Source organism: Nitrospira sp. Nam74 (assembly GCF_965152615.1).
The window spans coordinates 476,501-496,202 of sequence record NZ_OZ224220.1 but is presented as its reverse complement, the minus strand read 5'-3'; the positions used below and the strand labels follow the sequence as shown (position 1 = coordinate 496,202).

The 19,702-nt window shown below is 54.7% G+C and carries 18 protein-coding genes; 4 read left to right on the top strand and 14 right to left on the bottom strand.

The genetic code is table 11. The annotated features are described in order from the left end of the window. Window positions 1–335 precede the first annotated feature (335 nt). The gene (gene pyrE, locus ACWHYZ_RS02395) at window positions 336–899 is read left to right on the top strand and encodes an orotate phosphoribosyltransferase (protein WP_447985702.1); all 564 of its coding nucleotides are present in this window, start codon (window positions 336–338) and stop codon (window positions 897–899) included. A 135-nt stretch (window positions 900–1,034) separates the two neighbouring features. Here the strand turns inward: pyrE and ACWHYZ_RS02390 are convergent, their stop codons facing one another. Beyond that, window positions 1,035–1,331, bottom strand: a complete 297-nt coding sequence (locus ACWHYZ_RS02390) for a hypothetical protein (RefSeq protein WP_447985701.1) — start codon at window positions 1,329–1,331, stop codon at window positions 1,035–1,037. Between the two features lie 95 nt (window positions 1,332–1,426). Between ACWHYZ_RS02390 and ACWHYZ_RS02385 the strand changes: the two genes are divergently transcribed. After that, a complete protein-coding gene (locus ACWHYZ_RS02385) occupies window positions 1,427–1,852 on the top strand; it encodes a rhodanese-like domain-containing protein (protein WP_447985700.1) in 426 nt (141 codons plus the stop codon). 35 nt (window positions 1,853–1,887) lie between these two features. Here the strand turns inward: ACWHYZ_RS02385 and ACWHYZ_RS02380 are convergent, their stop codons facing one another. After that, window positions 1,888–2,814 (bottom strand): phosphodiester glycosidase family protein, encoded by a 927-nt coding sequence (locus tag ACWHYZ_RS02380; RefSeq protein ID WP_447985699.1) that lies wholly within the window; start codon window positions 2,812–2,814, stop codon window positions 1,888–1,890. Between the two features lie 211 nt (window positions 2,815–3,025). On the opposite strand from ACWHYZ_RS02380, the gene ACWHYZ_RS02375 reads away from it, so the two are divergent. Together ACWHYZ_RS02375 and ACWHYZ_RS02370 are read left to right on the top strand one after the other, a co-directional pair. Then, window positions 3,026–4,486, top strand: a complete 1,461-nt coding sequence (locus ACWHYZ_RS02375; protein ID WP_447985698.1) for a HAMP domain-containing sensor histidine kinase — start codon at window positions 3,026–3,028, stop codon at window positions 4,484–4,486. A 2-nt stretch (window positions 4,487–4,488) separates the two neighbouring features. After that, window positions 4,489–5,097 (top strand): hypothetical protein, encoded by a 609-nt coding sequence (locus tag ACWHYZ_RS02370; RefSeq protein WP_447985697.1) that lies wholly within the window; start codon window positions 4,489–4,491, stop codon window positions 5,095–5,097. An 88-nt stretch (window positions 5,098–5,185) separates the two neighbouring features. Here the strand turns inward: ACWHYZ_RS02370 and ACWHYZ_RS02365 are convergent, their stop codons facing one another. The 12 genes from ACWHYZ_RS02365 to ACWHYZ_RS02310 form a co-directional block, all read right to left on the bottom strand. Continuing rightward, on the bottom strand, window positions 5,186–6,679 hold the full coding sequence (locus tag ACWHYZ_RS02365) for an NADH-quinone oxidoreductase subunit N (RefSeq protein WP_447985696.1): 1,494 nt from the start codon (window positions 6,677–6,679) through the stop codon (window positions 5,186–5,188). 17 nt (window positions 6,680–6,696) lie between these two features. Beyond that, a complete protein-coding gene (locus tag ACWHYZ_RS02360) occupies window positions 6,697–8,355 on the bottom strand; it encodes a complex I subunit 4 family protein (protein WP_447985695.1) in 1,659 nt (552 codons plus the stop codon). 44 nt (window positions 8,356–8,399) lie between these two features. Beyond that, on the bottom strand, window positions 8,400–10,112 hold the full coding sequence (locus ACWHYZ_RS02355) for a complex I subunit 4 family protein (RefSeq protein ID WP_447985694.1): 1,713 nt from the start codon (window positions 10,110–10,112) through the stop codon (window positions 8,400–8,402). A 137-nt stretch (window positions 10,113–10,249) separates the two neighbouring features. Then, window positions 10,250–12,253, bottom strand: a complete 2,004-nt coding sequence (gene nuoL, locus ACWHYZ_RS02350) for an NADH-quinone oxidoreductase subunit L (protein WP_447985693.1) — start codon at window positions 12,251–12,253, stop codon at window positions 10,250–10,252. A 4-nt stretch (window positions 12,254–12,257) separates the two neighbouring features. Beyond that, a complete protein-coding gene (gene nuoK / locus ACWHYZ_RS02345) occupies window positions 12,258–12,560 on the bottom strand; it encodes an NADH-quinone oxidoreductase subunit NuoK (protein WP_447985692.1) in 303 nt (100 codons plus the stop codon). A 74-nt stretch (window positions 12,561–12,634) separates the two neighbouring features. Then, window positions 12,635–13,162 (bottom strand): NADH-quinone oxidoreductase subunit J, encoded by a 528-nt coding sequence (locus ACWHYZ_RS02340; RefSeq protein ID WP_447985691.1) that lies wholly within the window; start codon window positions 13,160–13,162, stop codon window positions 12,635–12,637. Window positions 13,163–13,325: 163 nt separating this feature from the next. Further along, entirely contained in the window at window positions 13,326–13,913 is a 588-nt protein-coding gene (gene nuoI, locus ACWHYZ_RS02335; RefSeq protein WP_447985690.1) for an NADH-quinone oxidoreductase subunit NuoI, read from the bottom strand. An 11-nt stretch (window positions 13,914–13,924) separates the two neighbouring features. Continuing rightward, window positions 13,925–16,621 (bottom strand): molybdopterin-dependent oxidoreductase, encoded by a 2,697-nt coding sequence (locus ACWHYZ_RS02330; protein ID WP_447985689.1) that lies wholly within the window; start codon window positions 16,619–16,621, stop codon window positions 13,925–13,927. 203 nt (window positions 16,622–16,824) lie between these two features. Beyond that, a complete protein-coding gene (nuoD, locus tag ACWHYZ_RS02325; protein ID WP_447987504.1) occupies window positions 16,825–17,967 on the bottom strand; it encodes an NADH dehydrogenase (quinone) subunit D in 1,143 nt (380 codons plus the stop codon). A gap of 134 nt (window positions 17,968–18,101) precedes the next feature. Next, on the bottom strand, window positions 18,102–18,596 hold the full coding sequence (locus tag ACWHYZ_RS02320; protein ID WP_447985688.1) for an NADH-quinone oxidoreductase subunit C: 495 nt from the start codon (window positions 18,594–18,596) through the stop codon (window positions 18,102–18,104). A 14-nt stretch (window positions 18,597–18,610) separates the two neighbouring features. Beyond that, complete coding sequence (locus tag ACWHYZ_RS02315; protein WP_447985687.1) at window positions 18,611–19,132, bottom strand: NADH-quinone oxidoreductase subunit B; 522 nt, start codon at window positions 19,130–19,132, stop codon at window positions 18,611–18,613. A gap of 76 nt (window positions 19,133–19,208) precedes the next feature. Continuing rightward, window positions 19,209–19,592 (bottom strand): NADH-quinone oxidoreductase subunit A, encoded by a 384-nt coding sequence (locus ACWHYZ_RS02310; protein ID WP_447985686.1) that lies wholly within the window; start codon window positions 19,590–19,592, stop codon window positions 19,209–19,211. Window positions 19,593–19,702 lie beyond the last annotated feature (110 nt).

The following is a 19,702-nucleotide window of genomic DNA, read 5'->3' as shown; positions in this document are numbered from 1 at the left end:
AATTTTTCCTGCGATGTTCGAGACAAGGAACGTTTTACAGTTCAAAGGGCGGCGCAAATGCTGCGTCCAGACCACCGCATGTTGCTGCACAGAGGGGAATGGTGTAAGGTACCGCCTTCGATCTGTGCAAGAGACTGACTATCGATTGCCCTCGATTGGCTCCTACATCATGCCGTTGACAAAAAGTTGAAGGGCGATGAGCGAAAGAAGCTCACAAGTTCGTGACCATCGGCCTCATCGTGCGGCCGTCTAGCGGTGGCGGGGGACTTCCCACCGGAGCTCGCCCATAGCGAGCAGTATCCCTGTGACAATCGAACCATATTAATTAGAGGATCATGCTTAAGAGCGACCTGGCCCGGGCTTTTCTAGCGACGCAATCTTTCCGAACAAACCCTGGGGGATTCAAATTAGCATCCGGTGCCATAAGCCCCTATTACGTGGACTGCCGCGTCCTCATGTCGCATCCAGGGCCACGCTTACTCGTCGCGCAACTCGCAACGGCGATGATTCAGGAGCTGACCGTCCAGTGCATCGGAGGTTTGGAAATCGGGGCCATTGCCATCGCAACCGCTATTTCCGATCAAGGGTATCGCGGCGAGCCGAAACGGGAATGGCGCACCTTCGTCGTGCGAAAGCAGGTGAAGGACCACGGCACAGCAAAACTCATCGATGGAGCGATCAACGTCGGCGATCAAGCCTTGATCGTAGACGATGTCCTCACCAGCGGTGGGTCAATCATCAAAGCCGTCATGGCGGCGCGCGAGGCAGGATTACACGTCTCACACGCTCTCGTTCTCGTCGATAGAGAAGAACAAGACGGCCGCGCGAGGGTCGAATCGCTTGGAGTGAAACTCTTCAGCCTTCTGACGATTAAAGACCTCGAATCAGCCCCGCGGTAACCTTCGCTCTTTTTCTTTTTTCCCCTCTATTTTCAAACTTGAATGCACAGCGCGAGGACCAAAGGGGCCTGACCCTGCGCGCGTCCACTGAGCACCTGCAGTGCGAGCGCAAGCGCCCTTGTCCCTCGTCTCGTTTTACTTCTTCTCCTTGCATTCAAACTCTATCCCCCACCGCCGCTCGCTGATCTCTTCCATGCCGCTCGGATTTTCACTGATCCGGCTGCGCGCTTTGGTCTCTCCCTCTCGTACAATCCGGTAGGATCCTCCGCAGTGCTGCTGCATCATCTCAATGGCATGCTTTCGAAATGGAGATAATAACGACCCACTCTCTTTAAATGGATACACGACGATTCCTCCGGATTCACTACTCTGCACCAATCGAGGCCCCTGCGAGCATCCATACAATACCAGCATGAGCACCATGGACCCCATAACAGCGAGCAGACTGCTCCTTGACCGCCTGATTCCCGTGGACTTAAGATAATTCATCAGAGCATGGATCGCTTTTTTTTGCACGGAGGCACACCATGTATCGAATCCTCTTACTTGGAGCAGCATTTATCCTCACGCTCGGCATGATGGCCGAGCGCACAGTCTGGGCCTATCATTCCTATGTGCTCACTGTCGCCCAGTTGCGAGCCGGTCTGGAAAGAGGGCCCTCACCGGATCGGAAGCCATTTATCCTCATCGATGTCCGCTCACCCCAGGAGCATGAGACGGGCGTCATCCCAGGCACAGACTTGAACATCGACTTTCGTGAGATCAAAGCGCGGCATCGAGAGATTGGTGCCGCATTGGATGATCACATCGTCGTCTATTGCCAGTCAGGGCATCGCAGTAACATTGCCGCCGAAACGTTGGCCGACCTGGGATACCGACATGTTTACAACGTCGACGGCAGCATGGGAGCCTGGATCGAGGCCGGATATCCCATACAGCCGGCGCGCCGATGATCGTTGAGGTTGAGGATAAGGTTCAAGGCCCAATCCTACTCAGCCTTCATCTTCTCTGATCGGGGTAACAGGCCGATGACCGCCGGCAAGGGAATGTGGCGCATCCCCCCTCCATCAATGACATCTTGAAACGACTGAACTGAAGGGGCTCCGCCGGGTGACCCCGCTTCAGGCAAGTGGCCTTCGATCAGCAGATCCGATGATGCGCCCCCATCCATGACCATAGCTTGATGGATGTCCGGAAATCCACTCCGAAGACAGTTCGCAAGCTCCCAGAGCGCGACCGTGTCGGTTGTCTTCAAGAGGAGAATCGACCCGTCTCGCGCTTCCGCAACAATGGTTTGATGCGCACGCTTGCCCGTCTGCCTGACTCGGGGCTTCCCCATGCGATCGAGTAGCATCAAGGACTGCGCAGCCTCACGGTACGCTATCTTGTCTGTCTCCCATGGTTCTACGGCCAAGTCCATGACACGTGCCTTGCGCAGCCCGGGGACAGTGGGTTCAGCGACGAAGAGACCTTGCCATTGCGCATGGCGTTTAGAGCCCAGCGAGCGACCGTCCTTCAACAGCAATCCCATATAAGAGTAATCATCTCGAAATAAGCCGGCATTAAACAGCAGACCGGCTCCCGTGCGGCGTTGCCATTCTTTAATAGTCAGAGGGGCAGGCAGCTTCTCATCGAGATAGTGATAAGTGACAAACCGGTATCGTTCGGGATCGACGCGTACGGCAATCAACGGCGGGACTTCATCACCACAGGCCCGCCCCGGCTCCCACACCGACACCGATAGGCCTTCGGCAAGCGGCTCCCACGCGACGGTGGTCTGCCCCCACGTGAGGAGTGGTCCAGGCACTCCGTGGAGAACGAACAGAATTCCAAGGCCTAGCAAGCGCCGAAGCCACCCTGCCCAGGGTCGACCGTCCTTATTCTGTGTGGGGCCCTGAGGTGCTGTGAGTCTCATGGCGTTTACGTAGGCAGCAGGCGGCACCTGCTCGGACAAATGCGAGTATAAAAGATGGCTTCGGGAAGCGTCAATTGTTGCGCACTCGACCGCTGCACCATCGATCCGAATACGAATATGGCGGCCTCTGGTCAAGGAAGATCATCATCAGGCATATTGACTTCCTCACAATCATTGCTAGACTGAGCCCGTTTACATACGGGAGAGTCCCATGCGTCTATCAATCTTCTGGCGACTCACGATCGGCTTTCTCGCCATTATTGTCTTGGTTTCTGCGGTCAATTTATTCGCTCTGCACCAAATTCGGCAAATAACCGAGTTTAGCAACGCACTCGTCTCGACACACTATCCCGCCATCGACACAGCCAAATGGTTGATCGACAGCCTCTATGCTCAGGTGCGCAATGAAAAGAAATATCTGGCGGTCCGCGATGATGTCTTTCTAAAACATTTCGATAACGACGCGCGTGAATTCCAGCATGCCCTGGAGGGACTGCTGCAACACGAAGGGTCTCCTGATGGGCAAAAGGCGTTGAAGGAGATTGAAACACTCCATGACGACTATCGAATCCTCTTTCACACGGAAGCTCGACTGGAACCCGTACGAACCCAAAAGATGAGTAAGGAGTATGAGTCTCAACGGAATGCCATTGTGACCAGTATGACGAAGCACTTGGAGTCTTTCGCGGATCTCCACGAGGCATCGATCAGTACCGTGGTCAATGACGCCCGTCGACGGTCCGAGCAAGCCGGCGTCGTCACCAAACAGTTGGTAATTATCGCCCTCTGCTCGGGGCTCGTGCTCGCGAGTCTCGCGACCTACAGTATTCTGTCCCCTTTGCGTCGCTTGCAAGAACACATTCGCCAGATCGGCCAGGGCAACTTCAAGACCGCAGTGAATGTGTCGGCTCCGAGCGATCTGCGGGGGTTGGTCGAATCAGTCGGCGCCATGGCGAAGAAACTTCAAGAGCTAGACGATCTCAAAGCCGAGTTCGTCTCGCATATCACGCATGAGCTCCGTTCCCCGCTCACGGCTATCCATGCCGGTACGCAGCTGATGTTGGAGGAAATCCCGGGTCCGGTGACCGAGCCGCAGCGTGAAACCCTCGAATTGATGGTAGAGAGTAGCCGACAACTCATTGACATGATCTCCAGTCTGCTTGATCTCTCGAAAATCGACGCCGGCATGATGGAATACCGTATTGTCTCGTCCGACATCAAACGGGTCTTGGACACCGCCGTCAATAAGATCCGCCTGTTGGCAGACCGGGAGCGCATTCGGATCATCATCGAGGCGCCACGGGGGCCGCTCTTCGCCCCCGTCGACGAGACTCGTATGCAACAGGTTCTGGATAATTTGCTTTCCAATGCCCTTAAGTTCAGCCGCGAAGGCGGCTCGATCTACTTACGCCTGGAACCGGATCAGAAGGAAAAGGTCCTTAGGATTTCTGTGACGGACACCGGTCGGGGAATTGCGCCCGAATCGCTCCAGCATATTTTCGAACGATTCTATCAGGGCGCGGTCCGCGCCAGAGGCGGCTCTCCTGGTACGGGGATCGGCTTAGCCTTGGTCAAACGAGTAGTGGAAGCACACGGTGGGCGTATTTGGGCCGAAAGCGAACTCGGGAAGGGTACGACGATGACCTTTGTCCTGCCTTTAAACGAATCGTAACTATGCGCAATATCATAGGCCTATTGAGCCGAACGTGGCCGCCATTCCTAATAGGAATCTTAGTCGGGTGTGCTGAACTTCCGCCCACAACGACCCCTTCAACAGCTTCCACCTTAGGACCGTTCTTCCACCTGGATACGAATGACGCCAAGGCGTATCGCACCCTTGCGCGCGAACAAGATCTTCACCTCACGACGTGTTCGCAGGACCATGCTTGCGAGCAGGTTCATTTTTCAAGAGCTCTACTCGCGCTGTTTGACAATCAGCGAACAGCAGCGAAGCACTTCCAGGACGTCATTGCCGCAGCGCCAAAGAGCCGGTTGGCAGCGCTGAGCGCCGACTGGCTGAAACTCCTTCAGAATGGTTCATCGGAAAAGGATCGGGACGGCCTCTTCACCAAGGCCACTCAACACGTGATTCTCGAGCTGCTGAATCGAGAGCAACTCGCAAAGGAAGAATTGAACGGGCGTGATAAAAAGTTGGAAGAGTTATCGAAGCAGCTCGAAACGCTGAAGCTCATCGATCAGGAAATGAACGAAAGGGCTCATCGCACCCGGCCTCGGGGGCGAACGTTTCAAGGGACATCCGATCCGGCCGACGCAACGAAATAGCACTCCGCCAGTCAATTTCCGCTGATGCTGCGTTTCCCTCAAGAGAACTGATCAGACCGAGGCCATGGACATGGCCAGGCCCTGACTGCTATCCGCCAAAGGGCAGTCCAGCGGGAACAGCCGCGGCGGCAGGCGCGAACTTGGAGAACATGAGGGTGGCGGCCACGGCCCATTCAATAAACAGCTTCGGATAAATACCCAGCACCAGCGTCCCGGCCAAGCCGACGTAAATAACGGCTTTCATGGCAGGTGAGACAGCCAGCGGTGAACGATCTATCGGTTCATTGATATACATCTTCTTCACGATGATGAGGTAGTAATACATCGAGATCACGATGTTGATCAATCCCACTATGATCAGGGTATAGAGTTCCTCATTAATCGCCGCCAAGAAAATGTACAACTTCCCGATAAAACCGGCCAACGGCGGAACGCCGGCGAGCGACAAGAGGAAGACCAGCATGGCAAATGCTAAAAATGGTGACCGCCGGTTGAGCCCATTATAATCCTCAATTTCATCGCTCCGAATCAGATTGCTCACGGCAATCACCACCGCAAACGCCCCCAAATTAGCGAATAGATAGGTCAAGAGATAGAAGAGAATCGCGTCTTCTCCCATCTTCGTTCCGGCCGCCAACCCGATCAGCACATTGCCGATTTGCGCGATTCCCGAATAGGCAAGGAGACGCTTGATATTCTTTTGTGCAATGGCGACGATATTGCCATAGGTCATGGAGAGGATCGACACGCCTACGAGTAAGAGAACCCACGCCGGTTTGAGGGCCGCCAGTGAGACGAAGAACAAACGCAATAAAATCGCAAAGGAGGCAGCTTTGGGCGCGATGGATAGAAACGCGGTCACAGGGGTCGGCGCTCCGTGATATGTGTCGGGGATCCACGAATGGAACGGGACGGCGCCAATCTTGAAACCTAACGCCGCAAAGATCAGCAAGAAGCCGATTACCAAGCCCGGCGTCCAGGCCGTCACGGCGATCTCAGAAAAGAGAATTTTGCCGGTTTCGCCATAGACCAAGCTGATGCCGTACGCCATGAGTCCAGCCGCAAAGACGCCGAGAATGAAAAATTTTAGCCCCGCTTCGTTGGAGGCGGCATCCTCGCGCAGATAGGCAACTAGGACATAGAAGCCGAAGGTGGAAAACTCCAGGGTAATGAACATGGAGAGCAGATCGTTGGCCGACGCCATGAACATCATGCCTAAGGCCGACATGAGCACGAGGAAATAGTACTCGCCTTTAAAAAACCGGAACCGTTGCACGTAATCCTTTGAGGCCAGGATGACCAGCATGGTAGCGCCGGCAACGAGAATCTTAAAGAAGATCGCCATCCGGTCCAGCACGAACATGTTGTTGAAGAGGGCCCCGCTCAGGCCCTTCAGATCGAACCACACCAAATTCGCTAGGACGATGGCGAGGCCGCACGCGCTCAAATAGGCCAGCTGCTCCTTCGGCAACTTCGGCATCGCGAAGTCCACGATCAACACGCCGCAGAGCCATAGCGTGAGAATTATCTCAGGCAGCATCAAGATCAGGTCGGAGCCGGTGAGGTTCAGTGAAAACGTCATAGAAATACTTTCAGCTGTCAGCGATCGGCACTCAGCTTTGCGCCTTCAGACCTCTGAACTAAAGACTGATAGGTGATGACAGATGGTTGTGTGTGATCTTGGCCTTCCGCTTTCAGCGGCACGACTTCGGTGATCCGAGCAACCAAGGGATCCACTCCGGAACGAATGATGCTATAGAAGTGACCCGGGAAAATGCCAAAAAAGATACTGGTCGCGATCATCAGGAGCAGCGGCATACGATCGACCCAGCCTACGGCATCGTGCGCATGGCTGTACTGCTCCACAGTAGGACCGTAGAAGATGCCCCGCATCATACGGAACAAATAGGCCATTGTCAGGACGATTCCGACGACCGCTACAATGACCTGGAACGGATATTTATTCCAACTCCCAACGATAATCATAACCTCGGCGATGAAGTTGACCGTGCCGGGCATGCCGATCGACGCCATGCATGCAATGATGAAGCAGGAGGCGATAAAGGGCATGCGGTTAACCAGGCCGCCGAGTGATGGGATGTCACGTGTATGCGTCTGGTCATAGACCCACCCGGCCATGGCGAACAACATGCCGGTCGCCATGGCATGCGCAAACATGTAGAGCACTGCACCCGATAAACTGATGTAGTCCAGCGCCGCCATCCCCAAGAACACATAGCCCATATGGCTGGAACTCGAATAACCGATGACATATTTTGTGTCCTTCGCATAATATGCGACAAATCCCCCATAAATAATGCTGAACACGCAAAGGATGGCCGCAATCGGCATCAACTCGCGTGTTGTTTGCGGCAGGATTTCGAAGGCCACCCGGATAATCGAAAAATGGCCCAACTTCATGAGCACGCCCGCGTGCAACATGCTGGTCGCGGCCGGAGCAGCGGCGTGCCCCACAGGGGACCACGAATGCAAGGGCCAAATCGGCGCAATCGATGCGAAGCCAAAGAAGATCAGCAACCAGATCACGGTGGCCAGCGGCCCTGAGAACTTCGCTTGCTCACGAAGGACGAGGATATCGAAGGTATTCAGACCGGAGAATTTGTAGATCAGTAAGATCCCCATCAGCGCCAATACGGCGCCTGCAGAGAGAAACAGGACCAGCTTCATGGCTGCGTATTCTTTGCTGTTGGATCCAAAATTGAAAATGAATCCGACAGAATCCCGCTTTTCCCGCTCCTCCGGAGTTGTCATTGCCAGATAGTTCTTCGTATGGCTGCCCCACATTCCCAAGAGCAGATACATCGGGATCACGGACATTTCATAGAAAAAGTAGAGAAAAAACAGATCCAGGCACATGAACACGCCGATCGTGGCCGCGGCCAGGATCATGAGCGTGATGTAGAACTCCTTGATCCGATCCTTGATATGCCAGGAGATAAAGATCCCGGCGAACAGCAAGATCGATGAAGCCAAGACCAGTGGGGTGCCAATGCCATCGACTCCGAGGTAAAAGGAAATGCCCAGTTCCTTCGACCACTCATACTTCTGAATGAATTGAAACCCGCCCTTCGCCGGGTCATAGGCATAGAACAGATAGAGCGAGGCAATCAGTGAGACAAAGGCTGATCCAGCAGCCACCAAACGTACTTGGAGCGCCCGCCGATTCGGAATAAACAACAACAGGATCGATCCGATAAACGGCGCAAACAGAATATAAAGTAATGTGTACTCAGCCATCCGCTTCTCTTTCTCTTCTCTTCCTGTACTCTACCGCCTGCCGTTTACCGGGGAGTCAGGGCAGAGTCAACCACACGCTTCACGTCACCTTCCCCATCGTCGACGGCTAAAATGTGGGTTTTCTCGACACGCACCTTCTCACCGGAACGCAACGCGTACTCGCTTGTTTGTGTCAGGCGGGTGTGAGGGAGGCTATCGTGGTGTGCGAACAGGCCGTCTCTCGGCTCCTGATCAGCCGCTAATGCTCCACGGTCAAGTCGCTGGACGAGGGCGTCAACCGATCCGTTCATCATATCCAGAAAGGGCGCTGGGTAGATCCCGATCCAAAAAATCATAATGGAGAGAGACAGCGCGATGATTAGTTCACGACCATTCAAATCGGTTAATGCCTGCATGCCTTCCACCAGAGGTCCGAACATGGCACGCTCGTAATACCAGAGGAAGTACGCGGCTCCCGTAATGACTCCGGTGACCGCAATGACCGCGTATTCCCAATGGGCTTTAAAGGCACCAAGCAGGATGAGAAATTCTCCCACGAAGCCGTTCGTACCCGGCAAGCCGATCGAGGCCAGCCCGATAATCAGAAAGAACGTGGCCAGCAGCGGGACCTTTTTTGCCAACCCGCCGAACGCCGACACGCTGGTGCTATATCGCCGGGAATACAGAAAACCGGCGATAAAAAACAGGCCGGCCGTGCTGAACCCAAGGTTGATCATCGTCAGCAAGCTCCCTTGGAGGCCTTGGAAGTTCAAGGCAAAAAGGCCCAAAACCACAAAGCCCAAGTGGCTGATACTGCTGAACGCAAGGAGTCGGCGCAAATCAGGTTGCACGAGCGCAATGATCGCGCCGTATACAATCGCAATCACGGCCAACAGCATCATGACCGTGACCACCCCATTGCTTTTCGACGCGTCCGGCAACAAGGGCAAGCTGAACCGCATGAAACCATATGTACCCAGCTTCACCCCCGCCAGCATGACCGCCACTCCGATTGGTCCCTCCACAAGGGCATCCGGTAACCAGGTATGGAAGGGGAAGAGCGGTGCCTTGAATGCCAACCCGAGAAAGAGCAGCCAAAAAATTAGGATCTGCTGACGGAGCGGAATCGGGACACTAAGGAGGTCGAGAAGGTCGAAGGTATAGGACGGGTCGATATGATGCGTGATCGCCCAGGCATGGTAATTCAAATTGAGCAGGACGATTCCGACCAGCATGAATACGCTGCCCAACAGGGTGTAGAGCACGTATTTGAGTGCCGCATAGTGTCGATCCACGCCGACTCCCCACAGCTTGATGAGGAAATAACTGGGGATCAACATCAATTCCCAAAACACGAAAAACAGAATGAGGTCGATCGATACAAAAATCCCCATGGTCGTGGACTCGAATGCCAAGACAGCCATGAAGTACGCTTTCGCCTGATGGCGAACCGTATCCCATGAGTAGAGAATGATCAGCGTCGTGAGAAGAGCAGTCAGCCCCACGAATAACACGCTGATGCCGTCCACGGCCAAGTGATAGCTAATACCGAGGGGCGGAATCCAGGCCACGCGTTCGCTGAACTGCATGGCCGCCGTGCCTGGCTGGAAATGAAAGAGCACCATGCCGGCGAGGATCAACTCCAGCACGGCGATGCCGAGTGCCGAGCTTTTCAGCAAATCCTCATCCTGAATGAGCCATAAAATCATCGCTCCGAAGAGAGGAAAGAAGAGCAAGAGCGACAGGATTGGAAACCCGAACGTCAATTCATCAAGCATAATAAACTCTAGGCGGATGCTTAAAATAGCTTCCCAACGAGGGTGCAGGTGAGTCAAAGCCGGAGGCGGACCCTCTGCGGTACGTTGAGGACTTTGACGAACCGAGAACAAAGTTGGAAGCCATTTTCAGCATCCGATTACTTGAGCGCCACGCCCATCGGCAGCGCGCCCGTCCACCACAGTAAGATCACATGAACGAGGATAAACAGCCCGGCTATGATAATGGCTGCATAGTGATGCACCATCCCACTTTGGAGCCGTCGCCACGACCGAGCCATCAAATGGTTGCCGTAGCCGATGACATTGAGGCCCGCGTATACCACATATTTTTCAATCCAGGTACTCCCCGCCGCTCCGGACTCCGTGCCCTGTCCAACCGCCCGTACAATTCCATCGATGATAGTGCGATCAAACCAATCCCAGACTCGGCCCAATTGCTTGGTCGGCTCCACGAACAGGCGGTCATAGAGTTCATCGACGTAATACTTGTGCAGCAGCGTCCTATACACCGCAGGAAATCGGCCAGCGAGTTCAGGCGCCGCCTCCGGGCGGACCGCATAGAGATAATGGGCCAGCGCCCATCCTGACACGGCAATGACTGTAGCAATGCCCATTAACATGAGGACCACCCCCGCGCCTCCATGCTCTCCTCCGCCTTGTGCGATGGTCGTCACGGGATGCAGGAAGGAATGAAACCAACCTGATTCAGGAGGGACACCGGGAAACCCGCCGATGACCGCCAACACGCTTAACACGACCAAAGGACCAATCATAATGGTCGGCGATTCGTGGACATGCTGAGCGGTGTGGTGGTCCATGCGTGAATGGCCGTAAAACGTCAGGTACGTGAGGCGGAACATGTAGAACGCCGTCAGAAAAGCGCCCACGGCTCCGATTCCGTACAGTATGTACCGGTGGCTCAGGAAGGCATGGGCAAGGATTTCATCCTTACTCCAGAATCCAGACAGGGGAAAGATCCCTGCGATCGCGAGCGTCCCGATGAGGAACAGCGCGTGAGTCCAGGGGATCCTATCTTTGAGTCCGCCCATCTTCCGAATATCCTGCTCCCCGCTCAACGCATGAATGACCGACCCGGCGGACAAGAACAATAACGCTTTAAAAAAAGCGTGGGTCATCAAATGGAAAATGGCCGCCGTATACGCCCCGATTCCACAGGCCATGAACATGTAGCCGAGTTGGCTGACTGTGGAATACGCGAGCACACGTTTGATGTCCGTCTGCACAAGTCCGATGGTCGCCGCAAAGAGCGCCGTGATCCCGCCGATCCAGGCGACAGCGGTCATGGCGACGGGGGCCATATCGTAAATGGCATGATTGCGAACAATCATGTACACGCCGGCCGTCACCATGGTGGCGGCATGGATCAGGGCGCTGACCGGCGTCGGACCTTCCATCGCATCGGGCAACCAGGTGTACAGAGGTAATTGTGCGGATTTGCCGACGGCGCCAATGAGCAAGCACATGGCGATAGCGGTGGCCATTTCGGGAGACAATTGCCCCACGTTCGCCAACACTTTGGTGTAATCCAAGGTTCCGAAATTGACGAACACTAAAAAAATCGCGATAAGAAATCCCGCATCACCGATCCGGTTAACCACGAACGCTTTCGTCGCCGCCTTGGCCGCCGAGACCCGATCAAAGTAGTATCCAATCAACAAGTACGAGCAGAGCCCGACGCCTTCCCACCCGATAAACAGGACAACGTAGTTGTTCCCCATCACGAGAAGGAGCATCGACACCATGAAGAGGTTCATGTAGGTGAAGAAGCGGGTAAACCCTTCCTCGCCGTGCATATACCCCACCGAGTAGACATGGATGAGGAAGCCGACGCCGGTGACGACGAGCAGCATGATGCAGCTGAGGGGATCGATGAGAAAGGCGAGATGAATGGTCAGGTCACCGCCGTAAATCCATTTATAAGCGATGACTTCCCGCGCTTGCCCGGTCTGGATGGTCTGAATGAAGACGGCAATGGAGCACAGGAACGATAATCCCACCGATCCCCACGCGAGGCGATGCGCCACGTCATGAGAGTACCGATGTCCGAGCAGACCGTTCAGGAGAACGGCCGCAAGCGGAAACACGGGGATCAACAACACGAGCACGTCGAATACGTTCACGCCACTACCATTTCAAAAGATTCATTTCATCCACGTTCGTGGAAATCTTTCCTCGGAATACCACGATGATAATGGCGAGGCCCACTGCCGCCTCGCCAGCCGCGATGGCGATCACGAACAGCGCGACGATTTGACCGGCCATCGATTCCAAATGATGTGAGAAGGCCACCAAATTGATATTGGCGGCATTGAGCATGATCTCCACAGACATCAGCACGATGATGAAGTTCCGACGGATCAGAACACCGATGAGTCCCGTCGTGAAGAGAATCGCGCTGACGATGATGTAGCCTGAGAGAGGTACCATATTTTCGTAACTACAGAATTGTCGTTCAATACCACTAGGTCAAATCGGCAGTTCGGACAATGAACGAATGGCGATTAGCGTATCCCTTCTTCGTGTTCACTTCCCGTGGGAGTTTTTGCCAACACAATGGCTCCAATGATCGCACCCAGAAGAAATACCCCGACGATTTCAAATGGCAACAGGTATTCACTGAACATCTTGATGCCGACCGCATAGCTAGCGCCATCCTTCAACACCGCTTCGGTCGGCGCATCACCTTTTAACCCGGCGAAGGGCGACTGCAGCATGAGCAGCACCAGTTCGCCGCAAATGGCAAGGGCAGCGAACAGCATCACGGCATATTGCGAATGGAGATAGCGTTCGTCGGTCTTTAAATTCAGGAGCATCAAAACAAAGAGGTAGAGGACGAGAATTGCGCCCGCATATACGATGATCTGCACCGCGAAGAGAAATTCGGCGTTCAACAGCACAAACAGCCCGGCCACATGCAGCAAGAGCGTCAGCAGCGCAAGTCCACAGTGCACGGGACTTCGCAGCGCCACCGTGAATACGCCTGCCAAAATGCTCATGACCGAAAAGTAGATGAAGAAAATTGGGACCATCGGTTATTTCTGAATGAGACGAGAATGAAAAGCTGTTGCAGACTGATCAAAAGGGTCAGCCAGCGAGGCCGCAGGCGAGACAAAACCGGAGCCGTACCCTCTGGGGTACGTTGAGGATTTAGTCGAGCCGAGAACGAGGTTGGGTGCCTTTTTCATCAGTCTGCTATGTCAAATGCTTCGGTGGCGGCTGTGTCGGCTTCACAACCGACTGCGGGAAGAAGTACCGATACTCGCGGCTCTCTTGCCCCTCTTTTTCTTGGCCATGGGCGTAAAGATATTTTTTCGCATCCGTCAGATGACGTTCACCGATGTCGTACAACCGCTTCTTGTCGAATAGGAGCGTGCGTTTGTCATGGGTGGAGTACTCGTACATTTTCGTCATCGCAAGCGCGTTCACAGGACACGCTTCGACGCAATAGCCGCAAAATACGCACTTCGTAATATCGATATAAAACTCGCTGGCAAAACGCTGCAATGGAAGCGACTTGTCTTCGGAACTAATGACCTTAATGCAACGGGAGGGGCAGGCCGCTTCGCAAAGATCGCATCCGACGCAACGTTCCTGCCCATCGTCATACCGCAGAAGTCCGAGCGCTCCCCGGTGCGTGTCCGGGATCGTCCGCTGCTCTCTCGGGTACTGAAATGTGATGGGGCGATAAAACATGTGCTTGAACGTCACCTTCATCGCGTCCCATATTTCGGTGAAAAGAGCGGCTTGCCAAACCCGCTTTGTAAATGTCCCAACGCTCATAGTGCTTCCGGTCAGATTTTTTCGATGGTGGCCGACGTCAATTTGAAATAGGGCACCCCGGTGTGGCGGTCGATCTCGACAGCCATGAGATCCTTCACGGGGGGTTCATTAAAGTGCTCTGGAAAGAAGCAGGAACCCGGCATCATCGCCAAGTCAGCTTGCACACCTATCTCTAACTTCCCTTGCGCCGTCGTCACGCGAATTTTAGCCCCATCCGTGACCCCGAGGCCTTCCATATCGCTCGGATTCATGTGGAGACGGCCGGCATTGGGCGCAATGGTGATCAATCCCGGCGCTTGCGTCGAAAGTTTGCCGGAGTGATATAGCAACTGCCCAAGCGTGAGCGCAAATGGTTTTGCACTGTGTGCCGTCTGGGCTTGGTTTCCCTGATATCGCGTCTTCAATTCCGCGTGATACCCGTTACTGAGATAGGCGTCGGGATTCACCGCCGGCTTCCGCGGTTGTCCGAGATTGTAATAGCCCGGCAGCAGCTTCATAATTTCGCGCTGAATATCGTAGGGCGATTCATAGTCCAGTTGACAGCCAAGCCCTGATGCAATGGCCGTCATAATATGCCAATCGGGAAGACTCTCCCCAATCGGATCCATAGCAGGCCGGATTCGCAGCACCTTGCCTTCCAAATTGGTAATGGTCCCTTCTTTTTCAGCGTATGAGCAGGCGGGAAGAACGACATGGGCCAAACGAGCCGTCTCGGTGAGGAAGAGATCCTGGCAGACCAGAAGTTCCAGTCGCTCTAACGCAGCCTGCACCTCCATTGACCTAGGCAGGGTGGCCAACGGATTTTCCCCGACCACGTACAACGCCTTGATCTGACCGTTCCGGCAGCGCTCAAGAATCTCTGTTAATGTCCCGCCGTTTCCCGATGCCGGCAGGTCAGCGCCCCATGCTTTGGCATATCGATCGCGGGCCGTAGCGTCAGCGAATGCAGCCTGACCCGGGAGGAATTCGGGCGCGACCCCCATGTCAACAGCGCCTTGCTCATTGCCCTCTTCCGTGACCGTGCTTACGCCGCAACCTGGCCTGCCCAGCTTCCCAGTGATCCATGCGAGATCGATCAGAGACAGGACATTCTCATAGCCGCCTGACCGGCGAATGACGCCCTCCGCACACAGAATGATGGCGCGGGGCGCTTCTGCAAAAATCGCCGCCGCCGCATGGATCCGCTCCAACGCGACACCGGTCGTCTCGGTAATCGCATCGAATGAAAGTTTCTCTACGGCGCTCTTGAGGGCGGCAAATGCATCCGGATGCTTCTCGGTCGCATCCGTATCAACCAGATCGTGCTCGATGACTGATTTCACGAGCCCCTGCACGAAGACGCCCTCGCTGCCCGGCTTCACCATCATTGGATGTGAAGCCAGCTTGGCTATGTTGGTCTGAGCGGAATCGACGACGATGACCTGCGACTTGTAAATGCGAATCGCATCCTTGACCCGCACAGACGTCAGCGGATTTGTCTCCGTCAGATTGCTGCCGACCAAGAGGATGGCCTTGGCCTTGGTCAGATCCTCCCAATCGTTCATGGCCCGCCCGAGCCCGACGGCATGTTGCGCTGCGCGGACAAAGTTGATGTGGCCATACCGGGCACTACTGTCCAGCTGATTCGTTCCTATCGCGACCCGCATGAGTTTCTGGAACAGATAGAGTTCCTCATTGGTGCATCGAGCCGTAATCAAGCCGGCGATGGCATCCGGACCGTGCTGGGCTTTGATGTCGACCAAACGATCGACCACCGAGTGCACCGCTTCCAACCACGGCGCCGCAACAAGCTTGCCATCGCGGCGCATAAGCGGCTGCTGTAGCCGCGTCTTGCTGTCGATGTACTCAAAGCCGAATCGGCCGCGTACACAGATCCCGCCATGTCCTTTGGCGGTCTCCGAGCGATCGCCCCATTTATTTTTCCAGGACAGCGGAGACGTGACCCTCACCACTTCTCGGTCCTTGGTCTCGATGTGCATCTGGCAGCCATCGCCGCAGTAATTGCAGGTGGTGGTCGTCTTCTTCAACTGCCATGGCTTGTAGAGGTATTTTGAAAACTTGTTGGTAATCGCCCCGACGGGGCAGACGGCGAGACAATCGCCGCAAAACTCGCATGACAGAGGTTGGTCCCCCTTTGCCACGACTTGATTGAAGCCGCCCTTCTTCATGAATTGGAGCGCATCGATCATCAGCACGTCCTTGCAGACGTTGATGCACTCGCCGCACGCGATGCACCGGTTCATATTGAAATCCAGCACCAGACTGCGCGTATCTTCCGGAATGAGTTTTTGCTTGGCGTTAGCCAGGTTCGTGACTTGATGCTGAAAGGCCATGTCTTGCAATTCGCAATGCCCATCGGCGTCGCACACCGGGCAATCGAGCGGATGCACGGACAGATGCTTTTCCACCGCCTTCTTCCGAGCTTGGAAGAGATCGTCGCCCTCGGTCCGAACCTGCATGCCGGCCGTGGCTTTTGCCGTGCAAGACCGGACGGGCGCCTTTTTCCCCTCTACCATCACCAGACACATCCCGCAGGACCCAAAGGGGTCGAACGTGTAGTGATAGCACATGGCCGGCACGATCTTACCTGTGCTGGAAATCACGTCATAGAGGGACACTCCGTCTTTGGCCTCGACGGCGCGCCCGTCAATGGTCAGTTGAATCGGTGGCGCTTCAACTTCAGGATTTGTTGCAGGCTTCAGACCCATTCCTTACCTCGTTACCTTCTTAATCTAGCCGTTCAGGATGCTCAAAATGGCCATCCATTACACCCGGCCCACCCCAAGCGCGCCAAGACGTGCTCCTTCCCGAAGGGGCCGCAGGGGAGAAGAGATCGAAGGCGTACCGTGGAAGATACGTGGACGATGTTTTCGGACCGAGAACGAAGCTGGAGGACATGTTCAGCATTCTGTCACCGGTCGCATTCGCCCATGACGATGTCATACGTCCCAAAAATGGTGACCGCATCAGCGATCATGTAGCCGCGGGACATGTAATCAAACGCTCCCATATGGATAAAGGATGGAGCTCGAATTTTCAGCCGGTATGGCTTCCCGCCACCCGTACTGACGATGTAAAAACCCAGTTCACCTTTATGCGCTTCCGTGCCGCAATAGATTTCTCCAGGCGGTGCATCAAAGCCTTGAGAGAAAAGCTTGAACTGCTGAATCATGGATTCCAAATTCGTAAAGACCCGCTCTTTCGGAGGCAGCGTGACGCTCGGCACGTCGGCCATCACCGGCCCGTCCTGCATCTGATCCAGGCACTGCTGGATGATCTTGACGCTTTCGTACATTTCTTGAACTCGGATCCAATACCGATCGTAGGTATCTCCGTTCTTGCCCACCGGCACGCTGAATTCGCACTTGGGATAGGCAGAGTAGGGCTCGTACTTGCGCAGATCATAATCCACACCCGAGCCGCGCAGCGTCGGTCCACTGAGCCCAAAGCTGAGCGCATCCTCGGCAGAAATAACGGCCACGCCCTTGGTCCGCGCCACCCAAATCCTGTTTTTCTCCAGGAAGACGACGTATTCATCGATCTTCGGCGGGAAGTAATCAAGAAACTGACGGAGCTTTTGAATCAACGTGGGCGTCAGATCACGCTCCACGCCGCCGATGCGATACCAACTGGTCGTGAGCCGCGCGCCGCACAATTCATCGAACCAATCCAGCAGAATTTCTCGATCACGGAACGTATAGAAAAAGACCGTCATCGCACCGATATCCAGCGCCTGCGTCCCCAACCAGAATTGATGTCCGATAATGCGCTGAACTTCGGCTACAATCGTGCGCAGGTATTCCGCCCGTTCAGGCACTGTAATATTCATCAGCTTCTCGACGGCTCGGCAGTACGCGAAGTTGTTGTACATCGCGCACACATAGTCCAGCCGATCGGTATGCGGAATGAATTGATGGTACGTGCCGTCTTCCGCCAGTTTTTCTACGCCGCGGTGCAAGAACCCCATGACGGGCGTCGATTTAACGAGCCGCTCGCCTTCCAATTCCAGAACGACCTTCAGCACGCCATGCGTGCTGGGATGCTGCGGGCCCATATTGAGCAGCAATTCCTCAGTCCTGAGTGTCGGAAGGCTTTCGCTCTCCGGGTGCTCGGGATCGACCTTATAGACGGTGGTACGCTGATCGTCGAGCACGGGCTTGTGTGTCGTCTCTTTCACGCCAGACTTCTCTAGGTTCTCTCGTCCAAAAATTCGAATGTATCCCGCCAGCCTTTCCCCTGAACGGGAAAATCTTTCCTTAGCGGGTACCCCTCCGTGTAATCATCCGGCATCAGAATCCGGCGCAAGTCGGGATGATGGCGAAAGCGAATGCCCATCATGTCGTAGACTTCGCGCTCCATAAATTCGGCACCTTTCCAGAGATCCGTCAGCGAGTCCACGATACAATCGGACTCGGGAACGCGGGTCTTCAAGCGAATCCGATGGCGTTTTCGAATCGAATAGACTTCGTACACGACTTCAAACCGCTCTTCATCGTCGGGCCAATCAACGGAACTGACATGCACGATGTAATCACAATCGATCTGGGGATCATCATGCACGAATTTGGCAATGTCATGCAGGAATTCGCGGGTCACCGTCACCGAGACGTCGCCGCGCCACTCTGAGGCTTTCACAAAGCCCCTTGGATATTCCTGCTGGATCCGCTCGGCTAAGGCGTGCATCGACGAGATCCCCGCTACGCTTTGAGGCGAACTTGATCCGGTTGCTTGGTAAAGACCCGCTTCTGCATGATGCGTTCTTGCAATTTCAAAATGCCATCAAACAGCGCCTCAGGGGTCGGGGGACAACCGGGCACATAAATATCCACCGGCACAAAGCGGTCAACGCCTTGAACGACGCTATAGCTGTCATAAATATTGCCCGACGTCGCGCACGATCCCATAGCGATGACATACTTCGGTTCCGGCATTTGATCGTAAATTTTTCGTATTACCGGCGCCATCCGGCGGCACACGGTACCGGCGACGATCATCAAGTCAGACTGACGCGGGGAAGCCCGGAACACCCCGGCCCCATACCGATCCATATCGTATCGGGAAGACACCGCTGCAATCATCTCAATGGCACAACAGGCCAATCCAAACGTCATGGGCCACAATGATCCCTTGCGAGCCCAGTTCACGGCCTTCTCCAAGGTCGTCACGATGACGTCCGACTGTCCGTCCTTGTCATGTCTCCCTATCTGAACGAGTCCCATCGTATCCTCAAAAAGCTGTCAGCAGTCAGCTATTAGTCTCATGCTCAGAATTGCCGAGGCAGAGCTGAACGCTTATTCAGTCCCACTCGAGCGCTCCCTTGCGCCAGGCATAAACATAGGCGACCAAAAACAGAGCGATAAAGACCAACATTTCGACTAATCCAAACAGCCCGATCTGCCCGTAGACCACCGCCCATGGATACAGAAAAATGACTTCAATATCAAAGATCACGAACAGCATGGCAAAGATGTAATACCGCACTGGAAACGGCATGCGCGCATCGGAAAAAGGTTCGCTGCCGCACTCATACGCACTCAGCTTTTCTGTTTCCGGATACTTGGGCTGCACCACATAACTGAGCACGAGCGTGACCACTCCAAACGCCATGGCAATCCCAACAAACAAGAGTATGGGAAAATACCGCGACAAGTATTCGAGCAGTAGTTCAGTGCCGATCACAGGACCTCACCATCAAGCCCTTGACTTCTAATGAGGATTCCGCGAGTTTAGTCCGGCCCACAAAACAAATTCAAGCGCACAAAGGACCTAAGTGCGTCTCTACCGAAAGC